Source organism: Bathymodiolus japonicus methanotrophic gill symbiont, from assembly GCF_019721995.1.
GTDB lineage: Bacteria > Pseudomonadota > Gammaproteobacteria > Methylococcales > Methylomonadaceae > Methyloprofundus.
The window spans coordinates 1-17,904 of the sequence record NZ_BLYC01000054.1 but is presented as its reverse complement, the minus strand read 5'-3'; the positions used below and the strand labels follow the sequence as shown (position 1 = coordinate 17,904).

Here is a 17,904-nt window from a genome sequence, read left to right as displayed (position 1 = left end):
GCTTGAATATGATAACGACTACTTGAAAAAATGATGATGCCGTCAATGAAGCAGGTGGCATGCTATGAGTAATCCCCAGCAAATCCAGACAAGAAATCAAAGCAATCTTATTCCAAATTAGTTACTATTTGTAAAAAATTGGAGTATTAAAATGAGCAGAAAAAGAACGGTCTACAGTGCTGAATTTAAAAGCAAGTTGGTATTAGAAGTTTTAAAGAATGAAAAAACACTGCAAGAAATTGCCAGTGCAAATAACATCACACCTAAGAACCTACAAAACTGGAAAAAAATATTCTTAGACAATGCAGAAATAGCAATGGAGCCCTCCAAAGCCGTTAAAGATTACAAAGAGGATCTATTAGCAGCTCAAGAACAAAATGAGATGCTCACAAAAATCGTAGGAAAAATGACGGTTGAAAAGGAGTGGCTCGAAAAAAAGCTAAAAAGCTTGGACTCATCTGATAGAAAACAGTTGATTGAGCCCAAGCTTAACACTCTACCTCTAACACAGCAGTGTGCATTATTAGGATTAAATAGAAGCAATCTCTATTACAAAAAAAGAGAGAATAAAAAGAAAGAAGAGATCAAAACTCAGATTAATCACATTTTTAAAGACATCCCTATTTATGGTGCGGCTAAAGTACACCAGCAGTTGCTTGAAGGTGGTTTTAAAGTCAGTTTAAACACGGTGGCGAGTTATCGGCAGCAGATGGGCTTGAAAGCCGTATTAGCGGTAAAACAAGTCAATACAACGATCCCCATAAAAGAACATAAAAAATATACTTATAAGCTTAGAGATCTTGATATATCACACGCTAACCAAGTTTGGAGTACAGATATAACCTATATTAAAACCAAAGAAGGGATGGTTTATTTAGCGGCGATTATTGATTGGCACTCAAAAGCAGTGCTCGCCCATAAAATATCAAACACAATGGATTCTTTTTTAGTTATGGATGTATTAGATGAAGCGCTTTCTCTCTACGGAACACCTGAAATTTTTAATACGGATCAAGGCAGTCAATACACCAGTGAAATTCATACCCAACGACTAAAAAACAAAGGCATTACTATTTCTATGGATGGAAAAGGACGAGCAACGGATAATATTTGTATTGAACGGTTTTGGCGAAGTGCAAAATGTGAGCGTATTTATTTAAATGAATATGGTTCAATTAGAGCGTTAATAGAAGATGTTGATGACTATATTGAGTTTTATAATCATCAACGGTTTCATGAAACCCTGGACTATAAAAAACCAATGAATGTATATAGAGAAAGTATTTTAGCTAATGAACAGCAGAATGAAGCGGCTTAGGAATATGGAATAAGGATTGTTGAAAAATCTGTCTTGACTCTTTGGGGTGCTATAGATCCCCATAAAAGACATAAAAAATAACTTATAAAATCAGAGACTTGATCAGTGACAATTTGGAGTAAAAACTATATTAAACCAAGAAGGGAATTAGCGCGAAGATTGGCACTCAAAGAGTGCTGCCCATAAAATACAACCATGGACTAGTTAGGAGTATTCATGAGCGCTTTTCTCTACGACTGAAATTTTTAAAATCAAGTCATACAGTGAAATTCATAGTACAAAGGTACTCTATGGATGGAAAAGGACGAGCAACGGATAATATTTGTATTGAACGGTTTTGGCGAAGTGCAAAATGTGAGCGTATTTATTTAAATGAATATGGTTCAATTAGAGCGTTAATAGAAGATGTTGATGACTATATGAGTTTTATAATCATCAACGGTTTCATGAAACCCTGGACTATAAAAAACAACTTCAAAGGCGCTCACTTCCCACAGGCGCGCCATGCTACCTCACGAAATTCTGGGACTCCTGTCACCAACATTCATTCGCCTACGCAGCGAATGGGAGATGCCCTGGTCGCCCTGCGTCCGTCTCAACTACGCACAAAACCCTGCTCAGTTAAGTCTACCTCAAATGGCTGGACGGCTATTCGGAATGCAATTCTTGCCTCCCTCGCGCGTTACTAGCGCACTTCGGATCAGCGGATTGCCCTGTCGCCTACCAGGGACTAAAAATCATCGCTCCGCTTAGGCTCCGTTTCCCTGATTTTAAGCGAAAGATTTCATTCTTTATGCTGTTTTCTTTTATGTCAGGTATGGCGTTTCGTATCGCGACCTTGAAGAAATTATGGAAGAAAGAGGTGTTGAAGTGGATCATGCTACGCTCAACCGTTGGGTTATCCGTTATTCTCCTGACATTGCTGTAAACGCTAAATCTCAGAAACGAGAAACCAATAAATCGTGGCGCATGGATGAAACGTATATCAAAGTGAAGGGTCAGTGGACCTATTTATACCGAGCTGTTGATAGTCACGGGGATACGCTTGATTTCATGCTTTCTGAGCACCGTGATGAAGAGGCTGCAACCGCATTTTTCAAACAAACGATTAACAATAATGGCTTTCCTGATAAGGTCGTTATGGATAAAAGTGGCGCTAACTATGCAGGATTAGCCAATATTAACCTCTTGTTAATCCTCGCTGGGTTTGCCACTATGATTGACATATTACAAGTTAAATATTTGAATAACATCATCGAACAGGATCATCGCTTTATCAAAAAAATAACAAAACCGTGAGGCCTGTGCTTTTGATAATTATTGCGACAGAACCGTTATTTCTGTCCATTTTTTATTGCCATTTCAAGTTGGCTGTCCCGTGATTTCGAGTTTTACTTTGGATGTTTTACCGTAGGTAGATGAATTCCAAAATATCCTATTGATACTTTATTGTTGTTAAAATCCGCTAGAATGTGCATTCTTTTAGCATTAGGGAAATTTTTGACGTGTTTTTCAAAGAGTATTTTGCCTAAAGTCGGATGTCTAAATTCTCTTTGTCTCGCATATTTTACATTCTTCAATGTTGCACTGCTTTCACCAGAAATAGTTAGCTCAGAATTTAACTTTAAATCCTCTATATTATTAGAGATCAAGATTGCCTTGTTAAGTTTTGCTAATGCTTCGATAATTTTATGAAAATCATCTACGGAAACAGAAGAAGATTTAAAATTTTTTAATGCAGAATTGCAAAATATAAGATTTGGGAAATCCTTGTTATCTTGCAAAACAAGGTCTAGAAGGTAGTTTTTGTTTTGCTGTCTTTCATTCTCTAACTCAGCTATATAAGCTTTTAAGTGTTCTAAAGATGATATATTCGGCACATCAATTAATTGTTCTTTCCATTCCTCGTTTTCTTCCCATTGTTTTACAATCGATATTGGATTTGATGCCCATTTATTATGTGATAGAAAGCTTATTGCGTGTGAGTCAATATTAGAAGCTACCCCTAAGCTTGTTACGTCTAGGTTTCTATCACTCGAAAGCATAAATAACATGCCGCGCAAGGCCTCACGTTTATCTTCTTCAAGCTCAATTATAGGGCAGTGAACTTTGCTGATAACATTTTTTACAATTAAAGAGATGTCCTTATCAATATGATTAATCCATTCTCCGAATATAAAACCTTCGGCGTAATTTAAAGTGTTCCAATTACCATGTCTATCATCTGCTTGGTTGAAACGAACCCCATCAGAATAAGCACGGTGGATAATTTCAAAAAAATCTTCTAATTCACTTTTACAATCTACCGAAGAGCTAAATGGAAGAGATACATCATTGATAATAACGCTATTTGACATAATTAATCACTTTCAATAAGCTTGTTTAGGCTTTTTTCCCATTCATCAAAAAAACCTTTTGGCCAATATTCAATACGACCAGAGGGTTCTATTGCAACTTTTCCAACTTGCACTGAATGCTCAGAACTATCAATATCTCTCGATAAGAAATACACACACACATTGTCAGCATCTATTAGCTTTGACTTTACCGACTGTCTAATTCCATTTAAAAAGTGATCACTATGAGTTTCAATAATTATTTGGACATTATTATCCGCTGCAATAGCTATTAATTTTGCAATCAAAGCTTGACCTGCTGGGTGTAGGTGCGATTCTGGATTCTCTATCAGTAAGAGATCTCCTGAGCGAGCACTTAATACTGCTGTTACAACAGGAAGCACATAGGTTAGTCCAAATCCCGTATTTTCAGGACGGAAATTTGCTGTTATTGCATTGGCCGATGAAAACCTATAGTGCAGGCTAGCCTTATTTATTTCAGGAATTAATTTTGCAATAACCTTGGTTCCTGGAGTGATTTCTGACATCCAAGCATTAAGATTGTCAATAAAATAGTCGGTTAAAGTATCAGGATGCTTAAAGGCCTTTATTGATATGGCATCATTACCGTGTTCTGCTAGAAAATGTGCGGTGAATTCACCTTTAACGCCCAATGATCTGCGTTGATTAACAGCGTATTCAGATACATCATAAGTACTCCTTGGGATAATTCGTTCAGCCGAAAGATATTGGAAGGATGGTGTAAATAAAGACTCCTTAAATGGGGTTCCCTTAATATCTTCATCATTATCATTCTTGTTGATAGGTTGCATGTCAGACTTTTCACTATAGTAAAAATGTAAGTCGAGACTAGAGTTTGACCAAATAACCTCTATATCTATAAGCTCTTCTTCAGCATCATTAAAAAGCAGATCATTACCATTGCCAATACAAACATATTCTCCAGTTAAAGATATGCCTATGTCAGGTAAAAGGTGTTTTTCATATGATTGCCTTAAGATTAACATTGACTGAAGAGCAGTGGATTTACCCATGCCATTCAAACCAGAAAACAATGTTAGCCCCTCAAAGTCAAAGACTTCATCTTTAATAGATTTGAAATTCCTTAAGCTTAATCGTTCGATCATGCCAAGTCCTTAACTAGCTGATTCTTAATGAGGTCATCTACCATTTTAAAGCGTGTTGATACACTTTCTGTGTTAGCCGTTGAGAGGGTTATTGAATTAACAAATCTTGTATCTTTTAGCATTGATTTTAAACTTTCTTTAAAACCCACTTTACATTCAACAAGTCTCTGCCTTTCAGAATTATTAATTAAAGCAAAAGAAACGGAAATAGCTTCGAATAAAGGCTTATTAACAACTTTATTTCCAGAGGGTTCTGCGAGTGATCGTTTAAATGTATCCTTACCAAAAATATCGAATGCTACTTTCATTGCATCAAGAAAGTTATTGCGTAAAGTTTCTAGGTGACTATCTTCAAGCTTACCTAACTCAATCATTGCTAAGTCTAAAAATTTAGGAAGTGAGGATTTATAAGCATCAACTCCAAACAAAACAAATGCCATATGCCGTAGAACTAATTCTTGATGAGCCTGTCGCTTACTTTTATTTTTAACTACTTCTCTAAACGTGCTTTCAAGAACAATCTTAGCGAGGAAGTCTGACGCAACACCATTTCGGACAGACTGGCTCATAGCATGTCTGATTTCTTGAGGTGTTAGCTTTAATCCACCCGTATTGATTCTATTAAATAGAGCATATTTCATTAACAGCGGTGTTCCTGGTTTTATTAAATACACTGATGTTTGAAATTCATCTATTCTTCGCGTCAAAGAGCGAGGAAGGTCATCGTATTTCTTACCATCATAATCGGTAAGAAACTCTAGGCTTGTTAAAGCTAAGTTTTTTTTTAATACAAAATTATTTATTGCAGATAAACGCTGCAACCCATCGACCACTTGCCATTTAGCATCTTCATAGGCATCAAAATAAAATGCTGGAATCGGCAATCTTATAAGTATTGATTCAATTAGTCTACTTTGAGCCGGCTTGCCCCAAAGATCGCCAGACCGTTGAAAATCAGGCATCAAATCAATTTCGTCATTATTTAGCCTTGAAATCAATGCCCCTAAGTTTGGAGTTGTGATTGTAACGTCCACTTTACTCGGGTCAAAAGGCTTCTCGTTGCTTTCTTGTTCACCAAAATTTTCGGGTTCAAATTCATCTTTACTCAATTGATTGGTCTCTATCGGTTCCATTTCTACTGGATTGGGCATAAATTTTTTACTCGTTTAAATCATTAAAAAAGCTCTAAATAGCTCTTTATTCCAGTTTATCGCACCTAAATCTGGGAAATATAATTAACACAATACACAAATTTAAGGTTTCATCCATTATAGCTGAATCTAATGCCTTCTGAGGCGTATAACGTGATGCTCCGGATTCTTTTGCTCTTTGCTTTCGCTGTCAGCCCCGGACGGGCTGATAGTCTCCAGAAGGCGCAGGGAAATTTGCCAATCCGAAGTGCGCGATAGCGCGCGAGGGAGGCTAAAATTTTATCCCGAATAGCCGTAGAGCCATTTGTGGTAGCCATGACTGAGCTGCTTTGTGCTCAGTCTGTGGCGGACGCAGGGCGGCTGGAGCATCTCCTATTCGCTGCGTAGGTGAACGAATTACGGCGACAGGAGTCCCGGAATTTCGTGAGGTAGCATGGCGCGCCTGCGCTGCCCAGCCATGGAGAGCGAAAGCGAGGGCTGGTAGTCCCCAGAAGGCGTAGGGCCGTTGTTTTGTCGGAATCGTAGCGCTAGCGTAGGTGTAGACAAAATAAAAGGCATTCCGAAACGCCGTCCAGTCATTTGAGGGAGTGTTACGAAGCCAGCACCGAGTTTACGATGGTAATGGCGAAGTTGCACGTACGCAGGACGTCTGGAGCGCCGAAGGCATTAGTGGTCGCGTTAAGTTTTTGCCGCTTGCTTGGGCTGGGATGCCCAAAACAAGCTTTCGCAAAAATAGCGACTCCCCGATTTGGGCCTGCCCTTCCCTCTCTTAACTGGTTCTATCACTGGTTTATTCTGCGCGGTTTCTTTTTTAGGTTCTGCCGCTGCATTCAATAAGGTTCTGTCGTATAAATCCCCCTTCCCGACGTTATCTGCTATCATAATTATCAATTTCAATAAAAGGTGGATCACATGCTCAGCTTCAAAGGCACTCACTTTCAAAAAGATATCATTCTTTATGCTGTTTTCTTTTATGTCAGGTATGGCGTTTCATATCGCGACCTTGAAGAAATTATGGAAGAAAGAGGTGTTGAAGTGGATCATGCTACGCTCAATCGTTGGGTTATCCGTTATTCTCCTGCCATTGCTGTAAAAGCCAAATATCAGAAACGAGAAACCAATAAATCGTGGCGCATGGATGAAACGTATATCAAAGTGAAGGGGCAGTGGACCTATTTATACCGAGCTGTTGATAGTCAGGGGGATACGCTTGATTTCATGCTTTCTGAGCGCCGTGATGAAGAGGCTGCAACCGCATTTTTCAAACAAACAATTAACAATAATGGTTTTCCTGATAAGGTCGTTATGGATAAAAGTGGCGCTAACTATGCAGGATTAGCCAATATTAACCTCTTGTTAATCCTCGCTGGGTTTGCCACTATGATCGACATATTACAGGTTAAATATTTGAATAACATCATCGAACAGGATCATCGCTTTATCAAAAAAATAACAAAGCCAAGGATGGGCTTTAAAGCGTTTCACTCCGCTCAAGCAACCATTGATGGAATTGAAACAGCACATATGATCCGAAAGGGACATCGGGGAGTCGCTATTTTTGCGAAAGCTTGTTTTGGGCATCCCAGCCCAAGCAAGCAGCAAAAACTTAACGCGACCACTTATGCCTCCGGCGGCCCCGATTCGTCCTCGTCACCTCGTCCCGACCCAACAAGGGGTCGGAACATAGGCTCCAAATGACTTGACGCCGTGTCGGATGGCCTTTTATTTTGTCTCCACCTTCGCTAACGCTCAGACTCCGACAAAACAACGGCCCTACGGCTATCGCGGACTAAAAATCATCACTTCGCTTAGGCTACGTTTCCCTGATTTTCAGCGATTGTCTGAGGAAAATATTCCTGCTTATAGGCAGTTTATGGCTTTAGCAGGATAGTTATGCCTGAAGACCAGGAGGTCTGCGCTTTTGATAATTATTGCGACAGAACCAGTTTGCGTTCCACAAATGCCAACACACCTTCAGTAATGCCATAACGTTTTAAAATTAAGACCACAATCACCCGTAGCAACCACTCCCAGGGTATACTTGCACTGTATATATTTTATTCATTTATTTTAAACCTTTGGATTCTGTCGCAATACTTATCAAAAGCGACCCACCCCCGATTTTATATTAAAATACCTCGCATGTCTGAGGAAAGTATTCCTGCATTTCCAACAATACTTGCGACTTAATAAATTACTCGCACCCCCCGTCCCCCAGATATGCGGGGTATATGTTGGAGAAAACATCCCAAGTTGTTCAATAAGAAGATCACGATTTGAACAACCACCTAAATTCTTAATCTATAGGTACTGAACGTGCTAAATTTAAGAATTCCTCTTTCATTTCTTTACTACTTGATGCGTTTTTCTCTAGGGTTAATTCATAATATTTAGAATCTGTTGTCCATACTAGGGAAGTTGTAGCTTTCCCGCTGGGACTTATCCCCACTTCGTATATAGCAGGATTCCCATTAATATTTTCATTAACTGCCTCTTCGGTAAATACCACTTTACCCCCTCCGGTATGATAATCATCCTCCGAAAGTTGAACCAAGCTTAAATTGTCAAACTCATAAACTCTTGTTAAAGTAGTCCACTTCCCTTCATCATAGAGCCCGCTCACCTGTCTGGAAACCACCTTTTTACCTTCGAAGGGTGTTTCATCTAAATTAGTGGGTTCTACCGTTAAAAGTTTAACCGCTTCCTCATGGGTCTTCTCAAATTTTTTACTTTTTGGAGTCATCTCGTCTCGGATTGGAGTTATACTATTTTCAGTCATATCAACATACCCCCGTTCTTTCATTTTGCGTATAGACAACTCCGTTTCCTTTTTAACATAGTCAGGTATATGGAAAATCCTCCATTGGAGCGAAGGATACATCTCTTCCTGCCCCCCACAAAGAACTCTTCCATAGCTTCAAATTCTGACTCTTAATTCTTTTATTTTCATCGGATGTTCAGTATTTCTGAATTTTCAGTATCAGGATATTCAGTATAGGCATATTCACTATACTGAAGGTGGCCCACGCCTTATCATCCCGAATGCCACCTTTTGATACCTCAGGGGGTTGTGGGATGGGTTATGACGAATTTTCTGGAACAAAAGTTGGTGAAACTTTTCAACTTTACTACTTTTTCAATTACACCTCCCTCTTCAGAATTACCTTCGTCCCGGTTAATGTGTATCTCGCATAAGCTAAAATGAAAACAAGCCTACTAGAAAAAACACTGTAACCCGTATTTTTTACATGTACTCATAGTTCTATCCTATTGATAGTTAAAACGATGTAATCCTCTGAGCTACATCGTTTTAAGGTTAAGTTAAAGAAAAATTACAGTAACTACTCAGCGAAGCTGAGTAGTTCAATGAAATTATAAAGCAAATTCAGGTAACTTTCCCTCAAAGACCAAGGTCATTGCCTGAGTTGCACTTAGACCTTGTTTACGGCACGTTGATAAATACCCTCTGACACGACAAAATATCTCTGCACCCTTGGTACTACGAAAGCAGCCGGATATTTTCTGTTGAACCTTGGTCATCCGAATCGAATTTTCTGCGGCATTATTGGTAAATGGCACCCAGGTATTTGTCATGAAGCGCAAGACATCCTCTTCATAATTAATCAGCCTTTCCAGTAAGTTTCTAGCTTTACTGCGTTTTATTCGCTCCCGTTTTACTTCTTTAGGCTTATCGGGTGGTGGGCATTCGATCTCCGCTTTGCCAAGTAATTCTCTGTATTGTACCTTCCATTTTTCTGCTTCTTTATGTAGTAGCATGCCACCTGCTTCATTGACGGCATCATTCATTTTTTCAAGTAGTCGTTTCATTTCAAGCGCCCACTCCTGTTTATCCTGCTCCCAGGCGCGCGTTAATTCCCTCAAATGATGTGCATTACAAAGCGAATGAGTACAATCATATTTATAGTAGGGCTTCCAATATAATCCCCCAGCAAATCCAGACAATTATAATCCCCCAGCAAATCCAGACAAGAAATCAAAGCAATCTTATTCCAAATTAGTTACTATTTGTAAAAAATTGGAGTATTAAAATGAGCAGAAAAAGAACGGTCTACAGTGCTGAATTTAAAAGCAAGTTGGTATTAGAAGTTTTAAAGAATGAAAAAACACTGCAAGAAATTGCCAGTGCAAATAACATCACACCTAAGAACCTACAAAACTGGAAAAAAATATTCTTAGACAATGCAGAAATAGCAATGGAGCCCTCCAAAGCCGTTAAAGATTACAAAGAGGATCTATTAGCAGCTCAAGAACAAAATGAGATGCTCACAAAAATCGTAGGAAAAATGACGGTTGAAAAGGAGTGGCTCGAAAAAAAGCTAAAAAGCTTGGACTCATCTGATAGAAAACAGTTGATTGAGCCCAAGCTTAACACTCTACCTCTAACACAGCAGTGTGCATTATTAGGATTAAATAGAAGCAATCTCTATTACAAAAAAAGAGAGAATAAAAAGAAAGAAGAGATCAAAACTCAGATTAATCACATTTTTAAAGACATCCCTATTTATGGTGCGGCTAAAGTCATCTCCTTACACACAAGTCTGATATAAGAGTGTAAAATCTCATTATTTTAGTAACGATGACTGAGACTTGGGCAGAAATGGAATTTTGTAATTTAGATTTAGGTGATTCACGGCTTAATAAAAGAGCAGTTAAATTGATAGAAACTTTTGTAAAAGCGCCTAAACTAAGCATTCCTCAGGCTTGCCAAGGCTGGGCTGAAACACAAGCGACTTATCGATTTTATGCAAATGAAAATGTGACATGGGAAAAGTTGTTAGTCGCCCATACAGATCAAGTTGAACAGCGCATTATAGTCAGTGAAGAGCCCGTTATTTTATGCTTACAAGATACGACAGAATTAGATTTTAATGGACAAGAAACTGAGGATTTAGGTCGCTTATCTTACGATGCCCAAAGAGGCATGTACTTGCATCCGACACTCTGCATTACACCAGACCGGCTCCCTTTAGGGGTTAGTGATGCGTGGATGTGGGCAAGAGGAAAAAGCAAAGCAGAAGATCAAAATAATCCCACGATAAAAGAAAGTGATCGCTGGATAGAAGGTTATGAACGTGTCGCTGAAATGGCCGAACGTTGCCCTAAAAGTCGGCTCGTTTATGTGGCCGATAGAGAAGGTGATATTTTAAGTCTTATGCAGAGAAGTAAGGCGTTAAATACGCCTGCTGACTGGCTAGTAAGAGCCAGGCATAACCGTAAATTATCAGCGGATGAAACACTGTGGGATAGCGTCGATAAGCAAGAGGTTATGAGTCGCGTTAGTTTTATTAAGCCACGAAAAAAAGGCGAAAAATCGCGACAAGTTCAGCAAGAAATTAAAGTGTTACGCTGCACTTTCCCCGTAAAAGGGAAAGAAGGTATTGAAGTAACTTTGGTTCAGGCAAAAGAAATCAACCCGCCTAAAGGGAAGTCACCGCTCATATGGCGCTTATTAAGCAATCGAAGGGTAGAAAGTGAAGATCAAGCCTGTGAGTTGATTGACTGGTATCGCTGTCGCTGGGAAATAGAAATGTTTTTTGATATTTTGAAAGTGGGCTGCAAGGTTGAAAAGCTTCAATTATCCAGTAAAGAGCGCATTGAAAAAGCCTTAGTCATGGCCATGGTTATTGCTTGGCGGGTGATGTATCTTATGCGCTTAGGTCGCATCTGTCCTGACTTGCCTGCTGAATTAATCTTTGATCCTTTAGAATGGAAATCATCTTATGGTTTATTGGACAAAAAGATACCCAAAAAAGTGCCTACACTGAATGCCGTGTTAAGAAATTTAGCGACATTGGGTGGTTTTTTAGGGCGTAAATCAGATGGTGACCCTGGTGCGAAAAGTATTTGGATCGGTTTTCAGAGGATTCAGGACTGCGTATATGGTATTCAAATGGCCAGAAAGCTAAAAGGCGTATTTTAGGACTTGTGTGTAAGGAGGTGCATTAAAGCGGCGATAGCGGCAAAAAACATTTTCTCGTGAAAACAATGTTTGCTTGATGCTTTCTGATTCTGACTATTCATGTTTCCTATATATTTAAGGGAAATTTGTTACTTTTATTTCTTGAATGCAGAGCTCAGCCAACATTTATAATAAACACCAATCTACCATTTTTTATGAAAGCATACCGCTACATACATGACAAACTTCTAGCTCTTCACCTTTATCCATTTCCCAAACGAAAGGTAAGACGATAATAAAAGAACACCTAAAACCAGATAATTAACTAATCCACTTGATCTGTTTTATATTTTCTGCTAAAACAATAGTTTCGTGAAGCTGTCAGCGCTCATAAAAATATTTGCCCTATAGTTTGAATAATCAGAACTAGCCATGCATTTATTGCTGGTGCATATAAACGGATAAGCTTTTGTTTTGTGGACTTATACCCCCTCCTTACACACAAGTCCTAAAATACGCCTTTTAGCTTTCTGGCCATTTGAATACCATATACGCAGTCCTGAATCCTCTGAAAACCGATCCAAATACTTTTCGCACCAGGGTCACCATCTGATTTACGCCCTAAAAAACCACCCAATGTCGCTAAATTTCTTAACACGGCATTCAGTGTAGGCACTTTTTTGGGTATCTTTTTGTCCAATAAACCATAAGATGATTTCCATTCTAAAGGATCAAAGATTAATTCAGCAGGCAAGTCAGGACAGATGCGACCTAAGCGCATAAGATACATCACCCGCCAAGCAATAACCATGGCCATGACTAAGGCTTTTTCAATGCGCTCTTTACTGGATAATTGAAGCTTTTCAACCTTGCAGCCCACTTTCAAAATATCAAAAAACATTTCTATTTCCCAGCGACAGCGATACCAGTCAATCAACTCACAGGCTTGATCTTCACTTTCTACCCTTCGATTGCTTAATAAGCGCCATATGAGCGGTGACTTCCCTTTAGGCGGGTTGATTTCTTTTGCCTGAACCAAAGTTACTTCAATACCTTCTTTCCCTTTTACGGGGAAAGTGCAGCGTAACACTTTAATTTCTTGCTGAACTTGTCGCGATTTTTCGCCTTTTTTTCGTGGCTTAATAAAACTAACGCGACTCATAACCTCTTGCTTATCGACGCTATCCCACAGTGTTTCATCCGCTGATAATTTACGGTTATGCCTGGCTCTTACTAGCCAGTCAGCAGGCGTATTTAACGCCTTACTTCTCTGCATAAGACTTAAAATATCACCTTCTCTATCGGCCACATAAACGAGCCGACTTTTAGGGCAACGTTCGGCCATTTCAGCGACACGTTCATAACCTTCTATCCAGCGATCACTTTCTTTTATCGTGGGATTATTTTGATCTTCTGCTTTGCTTTTTCCTCTTGCCCACATCCACGCATCACTAACCCCTAAAGGGAGCCGGTCTGGTGTAATGCAGAGTGTCGGATGCAAGTACATGCCTCTTTGGGCATCGTAAGATAAGCGACCTAAATCCTCAGTTTCTTGTCCATTAAAATCTAATTCTGTCGTATCTTGTAAGCATAAAATAACGGGCTCTTCACTGACTATAATGCGCTGTTCAACTTGATCTGTATGGGCGACTAACAACTTTTCCCATGTCACATTTTCATTTGCATAAAATCGATAAGTCGCTTGTGTTTCAGCCCAGCCTTGGCAAGCCTGAGGAATGCTTAGTTTAGGCGCTTTTACAAAAGTTTCTATCAATTTAACTGCTCTTTTATTAAGCCGTGAATCACCTAAATCTAAATTACAAAATTCCATTTCTGCCCAAGTCTCAGTCATCGTTACTAAAATAATGAGATTTTACACTCTTATATCAGACTTGTGTGTAAGGAGATGGCTTGAAAGCCGTATTAGCGGTAAAACAAGTCAATACAACGATCCCCATAAAAGAACATAAAAAATATACTTATAAGCTTAGAGATCTTGATATATCACACGCTAACCAAGTTTGGAGTACAGATATAACCTATATTAAAACCAAAGAAGGGATGGTTTATTTAGCGGCGATTATTGATTGGCACTCAAAAGCAGTGCTCGCCCATAAAATATCAAACACAATGGATTCTTTTTTAGTTATGGATGTATTAGATGAAGCGCTTTCTCTCTACGGAACACCTGAAATTTTTAATACGGATCAAGGCAGTCAATACACCAGTGAAATTCATACCCAACGACTAAAAAACAAAGGCATTACTATTTCTATGGATGGAAAAGGACGAGCAACGGATAATATTTGTATTGAACGGTTTTGGCGAAGTGCAAAATGTGAGCGTATTTATTTAAATGAATATGGTTCAATTAGAGCGTTAATAGAAGATGTTGATGACTATATTGAGTTTTATAATCATCAACGGTTTCATGAAACCCTGGACTATAAAAAACCAATGAATGTATATAGAGAAAGTATTTTAGCTAATGAACAGCAGAATGAAGCGGCTTAGGAATATGGAATAAGGATTGTTGAAAAATCTGTCTTGACTCTTTGGGGTGCTATAATAACTGATATTGCGAAAGATAAACCACATGGGCTTTTATCCCATTACCATATTGCGCAGCCTTAGTAACCTCATCTGGAAAAGGAGCGATAAAACACTGACCTTTTTCATTTATCAACCGTTGCGCCCGCTGTCAGCCCCGGACGGGCTGATAGTCTCCAGAAGGCGCAGGGAAATTTGCCAATCCGAAGTGCGCGATAGCGCGCGAGGGAGGCTAAAATTTTATCCCGAATAGCCGTAGAGCCATTTGTGGTAGCCATGACTGAGCTGCTTTGTGCTCAGTCTGTGGCGGACGCAGGGCGGCTGGAGCATCTCCTATTCGCTGCGTAGGTGAACGAATTACGGCGACAGGAGTCCCGGAATTTCGTGAGGTAGCATGGCGCGCCTGTGGTATTCTGTCACTACCCTTGAGATATCAATATCGAATACCTGGTGTGTTTCAAAGCCATCTGCCGTGTATCGCCCTTTTGGCAAGGTACGGCGATCAATGGTAATGATCTCGATTTCATCCGGGTCATCTATTTTTTGAAGTGTCGTGCCGACATGCGATTCTTGTCCGCCAGAAGGCTTATCTGATTTTTTGCGATTCCCTTTTTTACGGTTGGGATCACTTGCAGGTGGTTTACTGCTATTTTTGCTGTTCAGTGTCACTCGATTGAGTAATACCGCGATTAATAATAGAATCACTTCCAGTGCTGATTTTAGCGCAGGAGATATATCACGCTCAGTTTCAAGTAACTGTTTGGCATGACTGATTGCGGAATCAACATCTCGGGGAGTCGCTATTTTTGCGAAAGCTTGTTTTGGGCATCCCAGCCCAAGCAAGCAGCAAAAACTTAACGCGACCACTTATGCCTCCGGCTGCCCCGATTCGTCCTCGTCACCTCGTCCCGACCCAACAAGGGGTCGTAACATAGGCTCCAAATGACTTGACGCCGTGTCGGATGGCCTTTTATTTTGTCTCCACCTTCGCTAACGCTCAGACTCCGACAAAACAACGGCCCTACGGCTATCGCGGACTAAAAATCTTCACTTCGCTAAAGCTCCGTTTCCAGGATTTTCAGCGGATGAAGTCTATTTTCAAAGGGTAACCTGTATTGCTTTAAGGACAGGCTTATTATCTCATGGGTTTTAAATCCCGAATTTTCCTTGTTTTAAGCGATTGTAAGGCGAATAAAAAAGCTCTTCGAGGTCGTAGATGTTTAAGGGGACATTTTGTGATGACTATAGCGATAGAAGCAATAAAGCGTGGATTAATCGACTGTTGGGCAGTTCACTAAAAATCACAAAAACCAGGCTAAAACCCTGTCAAGAACTTTTTTAATTATTTACGCTGAGTAGTTACAAATTACAATTGTTAAGTTTAGTACGGTAAAGAAAAATTACAATTGTCAGTTTGGCTACGTTTAGAAAGGAACGTTTTATTATTTCCAGATTTCAAATAATGGAATCCCACAACAGTCCATAAGGATTGACCTGTATTATCTCTATGGGCTGCCCCGTTATTATTCCATAAATATTCCCATCCAGTGTCAAGCTGATGTCTCATCTTTCCATGCTTATAGTGCCTGCTAAAAACCCTCGACAATCTCTTCTCCGAGCTCATGAATGTTATTGACTCATTTCCATAATCAGCTCCTCCCGGCGGAAAGCAATTTGCTCTACTAAACTGCCACAACTTAGCACTAGAAACACTACTAAATGACATTAAACCTACAGTTAACACGATAGGCAGTGAACGGAACAATTTTGATTTTTTCATTTTAATTTACCATTAAACTAAGAATCTGTCTCATCAGTATCAGGAGATAATCCCGGATAGACGCTTCTCAGCGTTTCGACTTGGTTAGGATGTTAATACCATAGGCTACAGTCCATTTTCTACCCTTACCAAATTTTTTTGCGCGCCAGGATGCCCTTGTTCTGCCGCCATCCTGTACCACTTAACGGCTTCTTTGTCGTCCGGATCAACACCTTTACCATGTTCGTACATCATTCCTAATATAAATTGTGCACCCGCACGCCGCAGAATTTGCAAAATGCGCCCTGTGGCGATATCAGGCGCGCCATGCTACCTCACGAAATTCCGGGACTCCTGTCGCCGTAATTCGTTCACCTACGCAGCGAATAGGAGATGCTCCAGCCGCCCTGCGTCCGCCACAGACTGAGCACAAAGCAGCTCAGTCATGGCTACCACAAATGGCTCTACGGCTATTCGGGATAAAATTTTAGCCTCCCTCGCGCGCTATCGCGCACTTCGGATTGGCAAATTTCCCTGCGCCTTCTGGAGACTATCAGCCAGTCCGGGGCTGACAGCGATAGCCGTTAAATGAATAGTGTTTCTTGTGCTCTTGAATATACTTGTTCACCACTAGGATTACAGAGACTTTCGTCCATATATGCCCAGATTACGTTTATTGAAATAATATCAACTTTGCCCACTACCCATTGTGTTAATTGGGTTCTGTCGCATAAATCCCCATTCTCCGCATTATCTGCTATCATAATTCTCATATTTCAATAAAAGGTGGATCACATGCTCATCTTCAAAGGTACTCACTTTCCAAAAGATGTCATTCTTTATGCTGTTTTCTTTTATGTCAGGTATGGTGTTTCGTATCGCGACCTTGAAGAAATTATGGAAGAAAGAGGTGTTGAAGTGGATCATGCTACGCTCAACCGTTGGGTTATCCGTTATTCTCCTGCCATTGCTGTAAAAGCTAAATCTCAGAAACGAGAAACCAATAAATCGTGGCGCATGGATGAAACGTATATCAACAGGCGCGCCATGCTACCTCACGAAATTCCGGGACTCCTGTCGCCATAATTCGTTCACCTACGCAGCGGATGGGAGATGCCCTGAACGCCCTGCGTCCGCAACGACTACGCACAAAAGCCGCTTCGTCATTACTACCTCACTGGCTGGACGGCTATTCGGAATGCAATTCTTGCTCCTCTCGCGTGCTGCTAGCACACGTCGAATCAGCGAATTGCCCTGTCGCCTATCAGGGACTAAAAATCACCACTTCGCTAAGCTCCGTTTCCATGATTTTCAGCGGCTGCAACAGCCTTTTTTCAAACAAACGATTAACAATAATGCTTTCCTGATAAGGTCGTTATGGATAAAAGTGGCGCTAACTATGCAGGATTAGCCAATATTAACCTCTTGTTAATCCTGCTGGGTTTGCCACCATGATCGACATATTACAAGGTTAAATATTTGAATAACATCATCGAACAGGATCATCGATTTATCCAAAAAATAACAAAACCGATGATGGGCTTTAAAGCGTTTCACTCCGCTCAAGCAACCATTGATGGAATTGAAACAGCACATATGATCCGAAAGGGGACAATTGTCTGAGGAAAATATTCCTGCTTATAAGCAGTTTATGGCTTTAGCAGGATAGTTATGCCTGAAGACCAGGAGGTCTGCGCTTTTGATAATTATTGCGACAGAACC

19 protein-coding genes, 1 other RNA gene and 6 pseudogenes are annotated in these 17,904 nt (G+C 40.0%); 14 read left to right on the top strand and 12 right to left on the bottom strand.

The window, feature by feature from the left end; translation table 11 throughout:
• Nucleotides 1–151 precede the first annotated feature (151 nt).
• The 3 genes and pseudogenes from K6984_RS26910 to K6984_RS26905 form a co-directional block, all read left to right on the top strand.
• Nucleotides 152–1,318 carry an IS3 family transposase gene (locus K6984_RS26910; protein ID WP_087870166.1) on the top strand — a complete coding sequence of 389 codons (1,167 nt, stop codon included), beginning with the start codon at nt 152–154 and terminating at the stop codon, nt 1,316–1,318.
• A 563-nt stretch (nt 1,319–1,881) separates the two neighbouring features.
• Entirely contained in the window at nt 1,882–2,007 is a 126-nt protein-coding gene (locus tag K6984_RS35150) for a hypothetical protein (RefSeq protein WP_263458890.1), read from the top strand.
• A 97-nt stretch (nt 2,008–2,104) separates the two neighbouring features.
• Nucleotides 2,105–2,614: pseudogene (locus K6984_RS26905) on the top strand (IS6 family transposase); the annotation flags it as partial.
• Nucleotides 2,615–2,709: 95 nt separating this feature from the next.
• Here K6984_RS26905 and K6984_RS26900 read toward each other — a convergent pair.
• The 4 genes from K6984_RS26900 to K6984_RS26885 form a co-directional block, all read right to left on the bottom strand.
• A complete protein-coding gene (locus K6984_RS26900; protein ID WP_221898176.1) occupies nt 2,710–3,675 on the bottom strand; it encodes a hypothetical protein in 966 nt (321 codons plus the stop codon).
• A gap of 2 nt (nt 3,676–3,677) precedes the next feature.
• Nucleotides 3,678–4,802, bottom strand: coding sequence for a DUF3696 domain-containing protein (locus K6984_RS26895; protein WP_221898175.1), 1,125 nt, complete (start codon nt 4,800–4,802; stop codon nt 3,678–3,680).
• The gene (locus tag K6984_RS26890; protein ID WP_221898174.1) at nt 4,799–5,911 is read right to left on the bottom strand and encodes a DUF262 domain-containing protein; all 1,113 of its coding nucleotides are present in this window, start codon (nt 5,909–5,911) and stop codon (nt 4,799–4,801) included. Before K6984_RS26890 ends, K6984_RS26895 begins: the two co-directional genes overlap by 4 nt.
• Before the next feature lie 152 nt (nt 5,912–6,063).
• The gene (locus tag K6984_RS26885; RefSeq protein WP_221898173.1) at nt 6,064–6,270 is read right to left on the bottom strand and encodes a hypothetical protein; all 207 of its coding nucleotides are present in this window, start codon (nt 6,268–6,270) and stop codon (nt 6,064–6,066) included.
• A gap of 12 nt (nt 6,271–6,282) precedes the next feature.
• On the opposite strand from K6984_RS26885, the gene K6984_RS26880 reads away from it, so the two are divergent.
• The 3 genes and pseudogenes from K6984_RS26880 to K6984_RS26870 all read left to right on the top strand — a co-directional run bounded on the left by K6984_RS26880 (nt 6,283) and on the right by K6984_RS26870 (nt 7,844).
• Nucleotides 6,283–6,453 carry a hypothetical protein gene (locus K6984_RS26880; RefSeq protein ID WP_221898172.1) on the top strand — a complete coding sequence of 57 codons (171 nt, stop codon included), beginning with the start codon at nt 6,283–6,285 and terminating at the stop codon, nt 6,451–6,453.
• A gap of 412 nt (nt 6,454–6,865) precedes the next feature.
• Nucleotides 6,866–7,492: pseudogene (locus K6984_RS26875) on the top strand (IS6 family transposase); the annotation flags it as partial.
• A gap of 175 nt (nt 7,493–7,667) precedes the next feature.
• Nucleotides 7,668–7,844 (top strand): hypothetical protein, encoded by a 177-nt coding sequence (locus tag K6984_RS26870; RefSeq protein WP_221898171.1) that lies wholly within the window; start codon nt 7,668–7,670, stop codon nt 7,842–7,844.
• 405 nt (nt 7,845–8,249) lie between these two features.
• On the opposite strand, the gene K6984_RS26865 is transcribed toward K6984_RS26870, so the two are convergent.
• A complete protein-coding gene (locus K6984_RS26865) occupies nt 8,250–8,834 on the bottom strand; it encodes a hypothetical protein (RefSeq protein ID WP_221898170.1) in 585 nt (194 codons plus the stop codon).
• A gap of 491 nt (nt 8,835–9,325) precedes the next feature.
• Nucleotides 9,326–9,892 (bottom strand): annotated as a pseudogene (locus K6984_RS26860) (IS66 family transposase); the annotation flags it as partial.
• A 110-nt stretch (nt 9,893–10,002) separates the two neighbouring features.
• On the opposite strand from K6984_RS26860, the gene K6984_RS26855 reads away from it, so the two are divergent.
• Together K6984_RS26855 and K6984_RS26850 are read left to right on the top strand one after the other, a co-directional pair.
• Nucleotides 10,003–10,521, top strand: coding sequence for a transposase (locus tag K6984_RS26855; RefSeq protein ID WP_221898168.1), 519 nt, complete (start codon nt 10,003–10,005; stop codon nt 10,519–10,521).
• Nucleotides 10,522–10,550: 29 nt separating this feature from the next.
• A complete protein-coding gene (locus K6984_RS26850; RefSeq protein WP_420831625.1) occupies nt 10,551–11,894 on the top strand; it encodes an IS4 family transposase in 1,344 nt (447 codons plus the stop codon).
• A 487-nt stretch (nt 11,895–12,381) separates the two neighbouring features.
• On the opposite strand, the gene K6984_RS26845 is transcribed toward K6984_RS26850, so the two are convergent.
• A complete protein-coding gene (locus tag K6984_RS26845) occupies nt 12,382–13,725 on the bottom strand; it encodes an IS4 family transposase (RefSeq protein WP_420831625.1) in 1,344 nt (447 codons plus the stop codon).
• Between the two features lie 59 nt (nt 13,726–13,784).
• Here K6984_RS26845 and K6984_RS26840 point away from each other — a divergent pair, with 59 nt between their 5' ends.
• Nucleotides 13,785–14,387 carry an IS3 family transposase gene (locus K6984_RS26840; RefSeq protein WP_221898167.1) on the top strand — a complete coding sequence of 201 codons (603 nt, stop codon included), beginning with the start codon at nt 13,785–13,787 and terminating at the stop codon, nt 14,385–14,387.
• Between the two features lie 49 nt (nt 14,388–14,436).
• Here the strand turns inward: K6984_RS26840 and K6984_RS35145 are convergent, their stop codons facing one another.
• The 3 genes and pseudogenes from K6984_RS35145 to K6984_RS26830 form a co-directional block, all read right to left on the bottom strand.
• Complete coding sequence (locus K6984_RS35145; RefSeq protein WP_263458889.1) at nt 14,437–14,559, bottom strand: hypothetical protein; 123 nt, start codon at nt 14,557–14,559, stop codon at nt 14,437–14,439.
• Complete coding sequence (locus tag K6984_RS26835; RefSeq protein ID WP_221897613.1) at nt 14,549–14,701, bottom strand: hypothetical protein; 153 nt, start codon at nt 14,699–14,701, stop codon at nt 14,549–14,551. Before K6984_RS26835 ends, K6984_RS35145 begins: the two co-directional genes overlap by 11 nt.
• 115 nt (nt 14,702–14,816) lie before the next feature.
• Nucleotides 14,817–15,227, bottom strand: a pseudogene (locus K6984_RS26830) (DUF6444 domain-containing protein); the annotation flags it as partial.
• Nucleotides 15,228–15,229: 2 nt separating this feature from the next.
• Here K6984_RS26830 and K6984_RS35140 point away from each other — a divergent pair.
• Together K6984_RS35140 and K6984_RS26825 are read left to right on the top strand one after the other, a co-directional pair.
• The gene (locus K6984_RS35140) at nt 15,230–15,358 is read left to right on the top strand and encodes a hypothetical protein (RefSeq protein ID WP_263458847.1); all 129 of its coding nucleotides are present in this window, start codon (nt 15,230–15,232) and stop codon (nt 15,356–15,358) included.
• A 27-nt stretch (nt 15,359–15,385) separates the two neighbouring features.
• Nucleotides 15,386–15,532 carry a hypothetical protein gene (locus K6984_RS26825; RefSeq protein WP_221897615.1) on the top strand — a complete coding sequence of 49 codons (147 nt, stop codon included), beginning with the start codon at nt 15,386–15,388 and terminating at the stop codon, nt 15,530–15,532.
• A gap of 690 nt (nt 15,533–16,222) precedes the next feature.
• Here the strand turns inward: K6984_RS26825 and K6984_RS26820 are convergent.
• Nucleotides 16,223–16,284: hammerhead ribozyme type II (locus K6984_RS26820), an RNA gene on the bottom strand.
• A 24-nt stretch (nt 16,285–16,308) separates the two neighbouring features.
• On the bottom strand, nt 16,309–16,479 hold the full coding sequence (locus K6984_RS26815; RefSeq protein ID WP_275967705.1) for a tetratricopeptide repeat protein: 171 nt from the start codon (nt 16,477–16,479) through the stop codon (nt 16,309–16,311).
• 148 nt (nt 16,480–16,627) lie between these two features.
• On the opposite strand from K6984_RS26815, the gene K6984_RS26810 reads away from it, so the two are divergent.
• From K6984_RS26810 to K6984_RS36735, 3 genes and pseudogenes are all read left to right on the top strand, one after another.
• The gene (locus tag K6984_RS26810; protein WP_221898165.1) at nt 16,628–16,774 is read left to right on the top strand and encodes a hypothetical protein; all 147 of its coding nucleotides are present in this window, start codon (nt 16,628–16,630) and stop codon (nt 16,772–16,774) included.
• 203 nt (nt 16,775–16,977) lie between these two features.
• Nucleotides 16,978–17,217: pseudogene (locus tag K6984_RS26805) on the top strand (IS6 family transposase); the annotation flags it as partial.
• A pseudogene (locus K6984_RS36735) lies at nt 17,200–17,851 on the top strand (DDE-type integrase/transposase/recombinase). The pseudogenes K6984_RS26805 and K6984_RS36735, both read left to right, overlap by 18 nt.
• Nucleotides 17,852–17,904: the final 53 nt, after the last annotated feature.

Coding starts and splice junctions, on each gene's coding strand:
- K6984_RS26910 (WP_087870166.1), top strand. CDS start 152: ATGAGCAGAAAAAGAACGGTCTACAGTGCTGAATTTAAAAGCAAGTTG.
- K6984_RS35150 (WP_263458890.1), top strand. CDS start 1,882: ATGGGAGATGCCCTGGTCGCCCTGCGTCCGTCTCAACTACGCACAAAA.
- K6984_RS26900 (WP_221898176.1), bottom strand. CDS start 3,675: ATGTCAAATAGCGTTATTATCAATGATGTATCTCTTCCATTTAGCTCT.
- K6984_RS26895 (WP_221898175.1), bottom strand. CDS start 4,802: ATGATCGAACGATTAAGCTTAAGGAATTTCAAATCTATTAAAGATGAA.
- K6984_RS26885 (WP_221898173.1), bottom strand. CDS start 6,270: ATGGCTACCACAAATGGCTCTACGGCTATTCGGGATAAAATTTTAGCC.
- K6984_RS26870 (WP_221898171.1), top strand. CDS start 7,668: ATGGCCTTTTATTTTGTCTCCACCTTCGCTAACGCTCAGACTCCGACA.
- K6984_RS26865 (WP_221898170.1), bottom strand. CDS start 8,834: ATGTATCCTTCGCTCCAATGGAGGATTTTCCATATACCTGACTATGTT.
- K6984_RS26855 (WP_221898168.1), top strand. CDS start 10,003: ATGAGCAGAAAAAGAACGGTCTACAGTGCTGAATTTAAAAGCAAGTTG.
- K6984_RS26850 (WP_420831625.1), top strand. CDS start 10,551: ATGACTGAGACTTGGGCAGAAATGGAATTTTGTAATTTAGATTTAGGT.
- K6984_RS26845 (WP_420831625.1), bottom strand. CDS start 13,725: ATGACTGAGACTTGGGCAGAAATGGAATTTTGTAATTTAGATTTAGGT.
- K6984_RS26835 (WP_221897613.1), bottom strand. CDS start 14,701: ATGGCTACCACAAATGGCTCTACGGCTATTCGGGATAAAATTTTAGCC.
- K6984_RS26825 (WP_221897615.1), top strand. CDS start 15,386: ATGGCCTTTTATTTTGTCTCCACCTTCGCTAACGCTCAGACTCCGACA.
- K6984_RS26810 (WP_221898165.1), top strand. CDS start 16,628: ATGGCTACCACAAATGGCTCTACGGCTATTCGGGATAAAATTTTAGCC.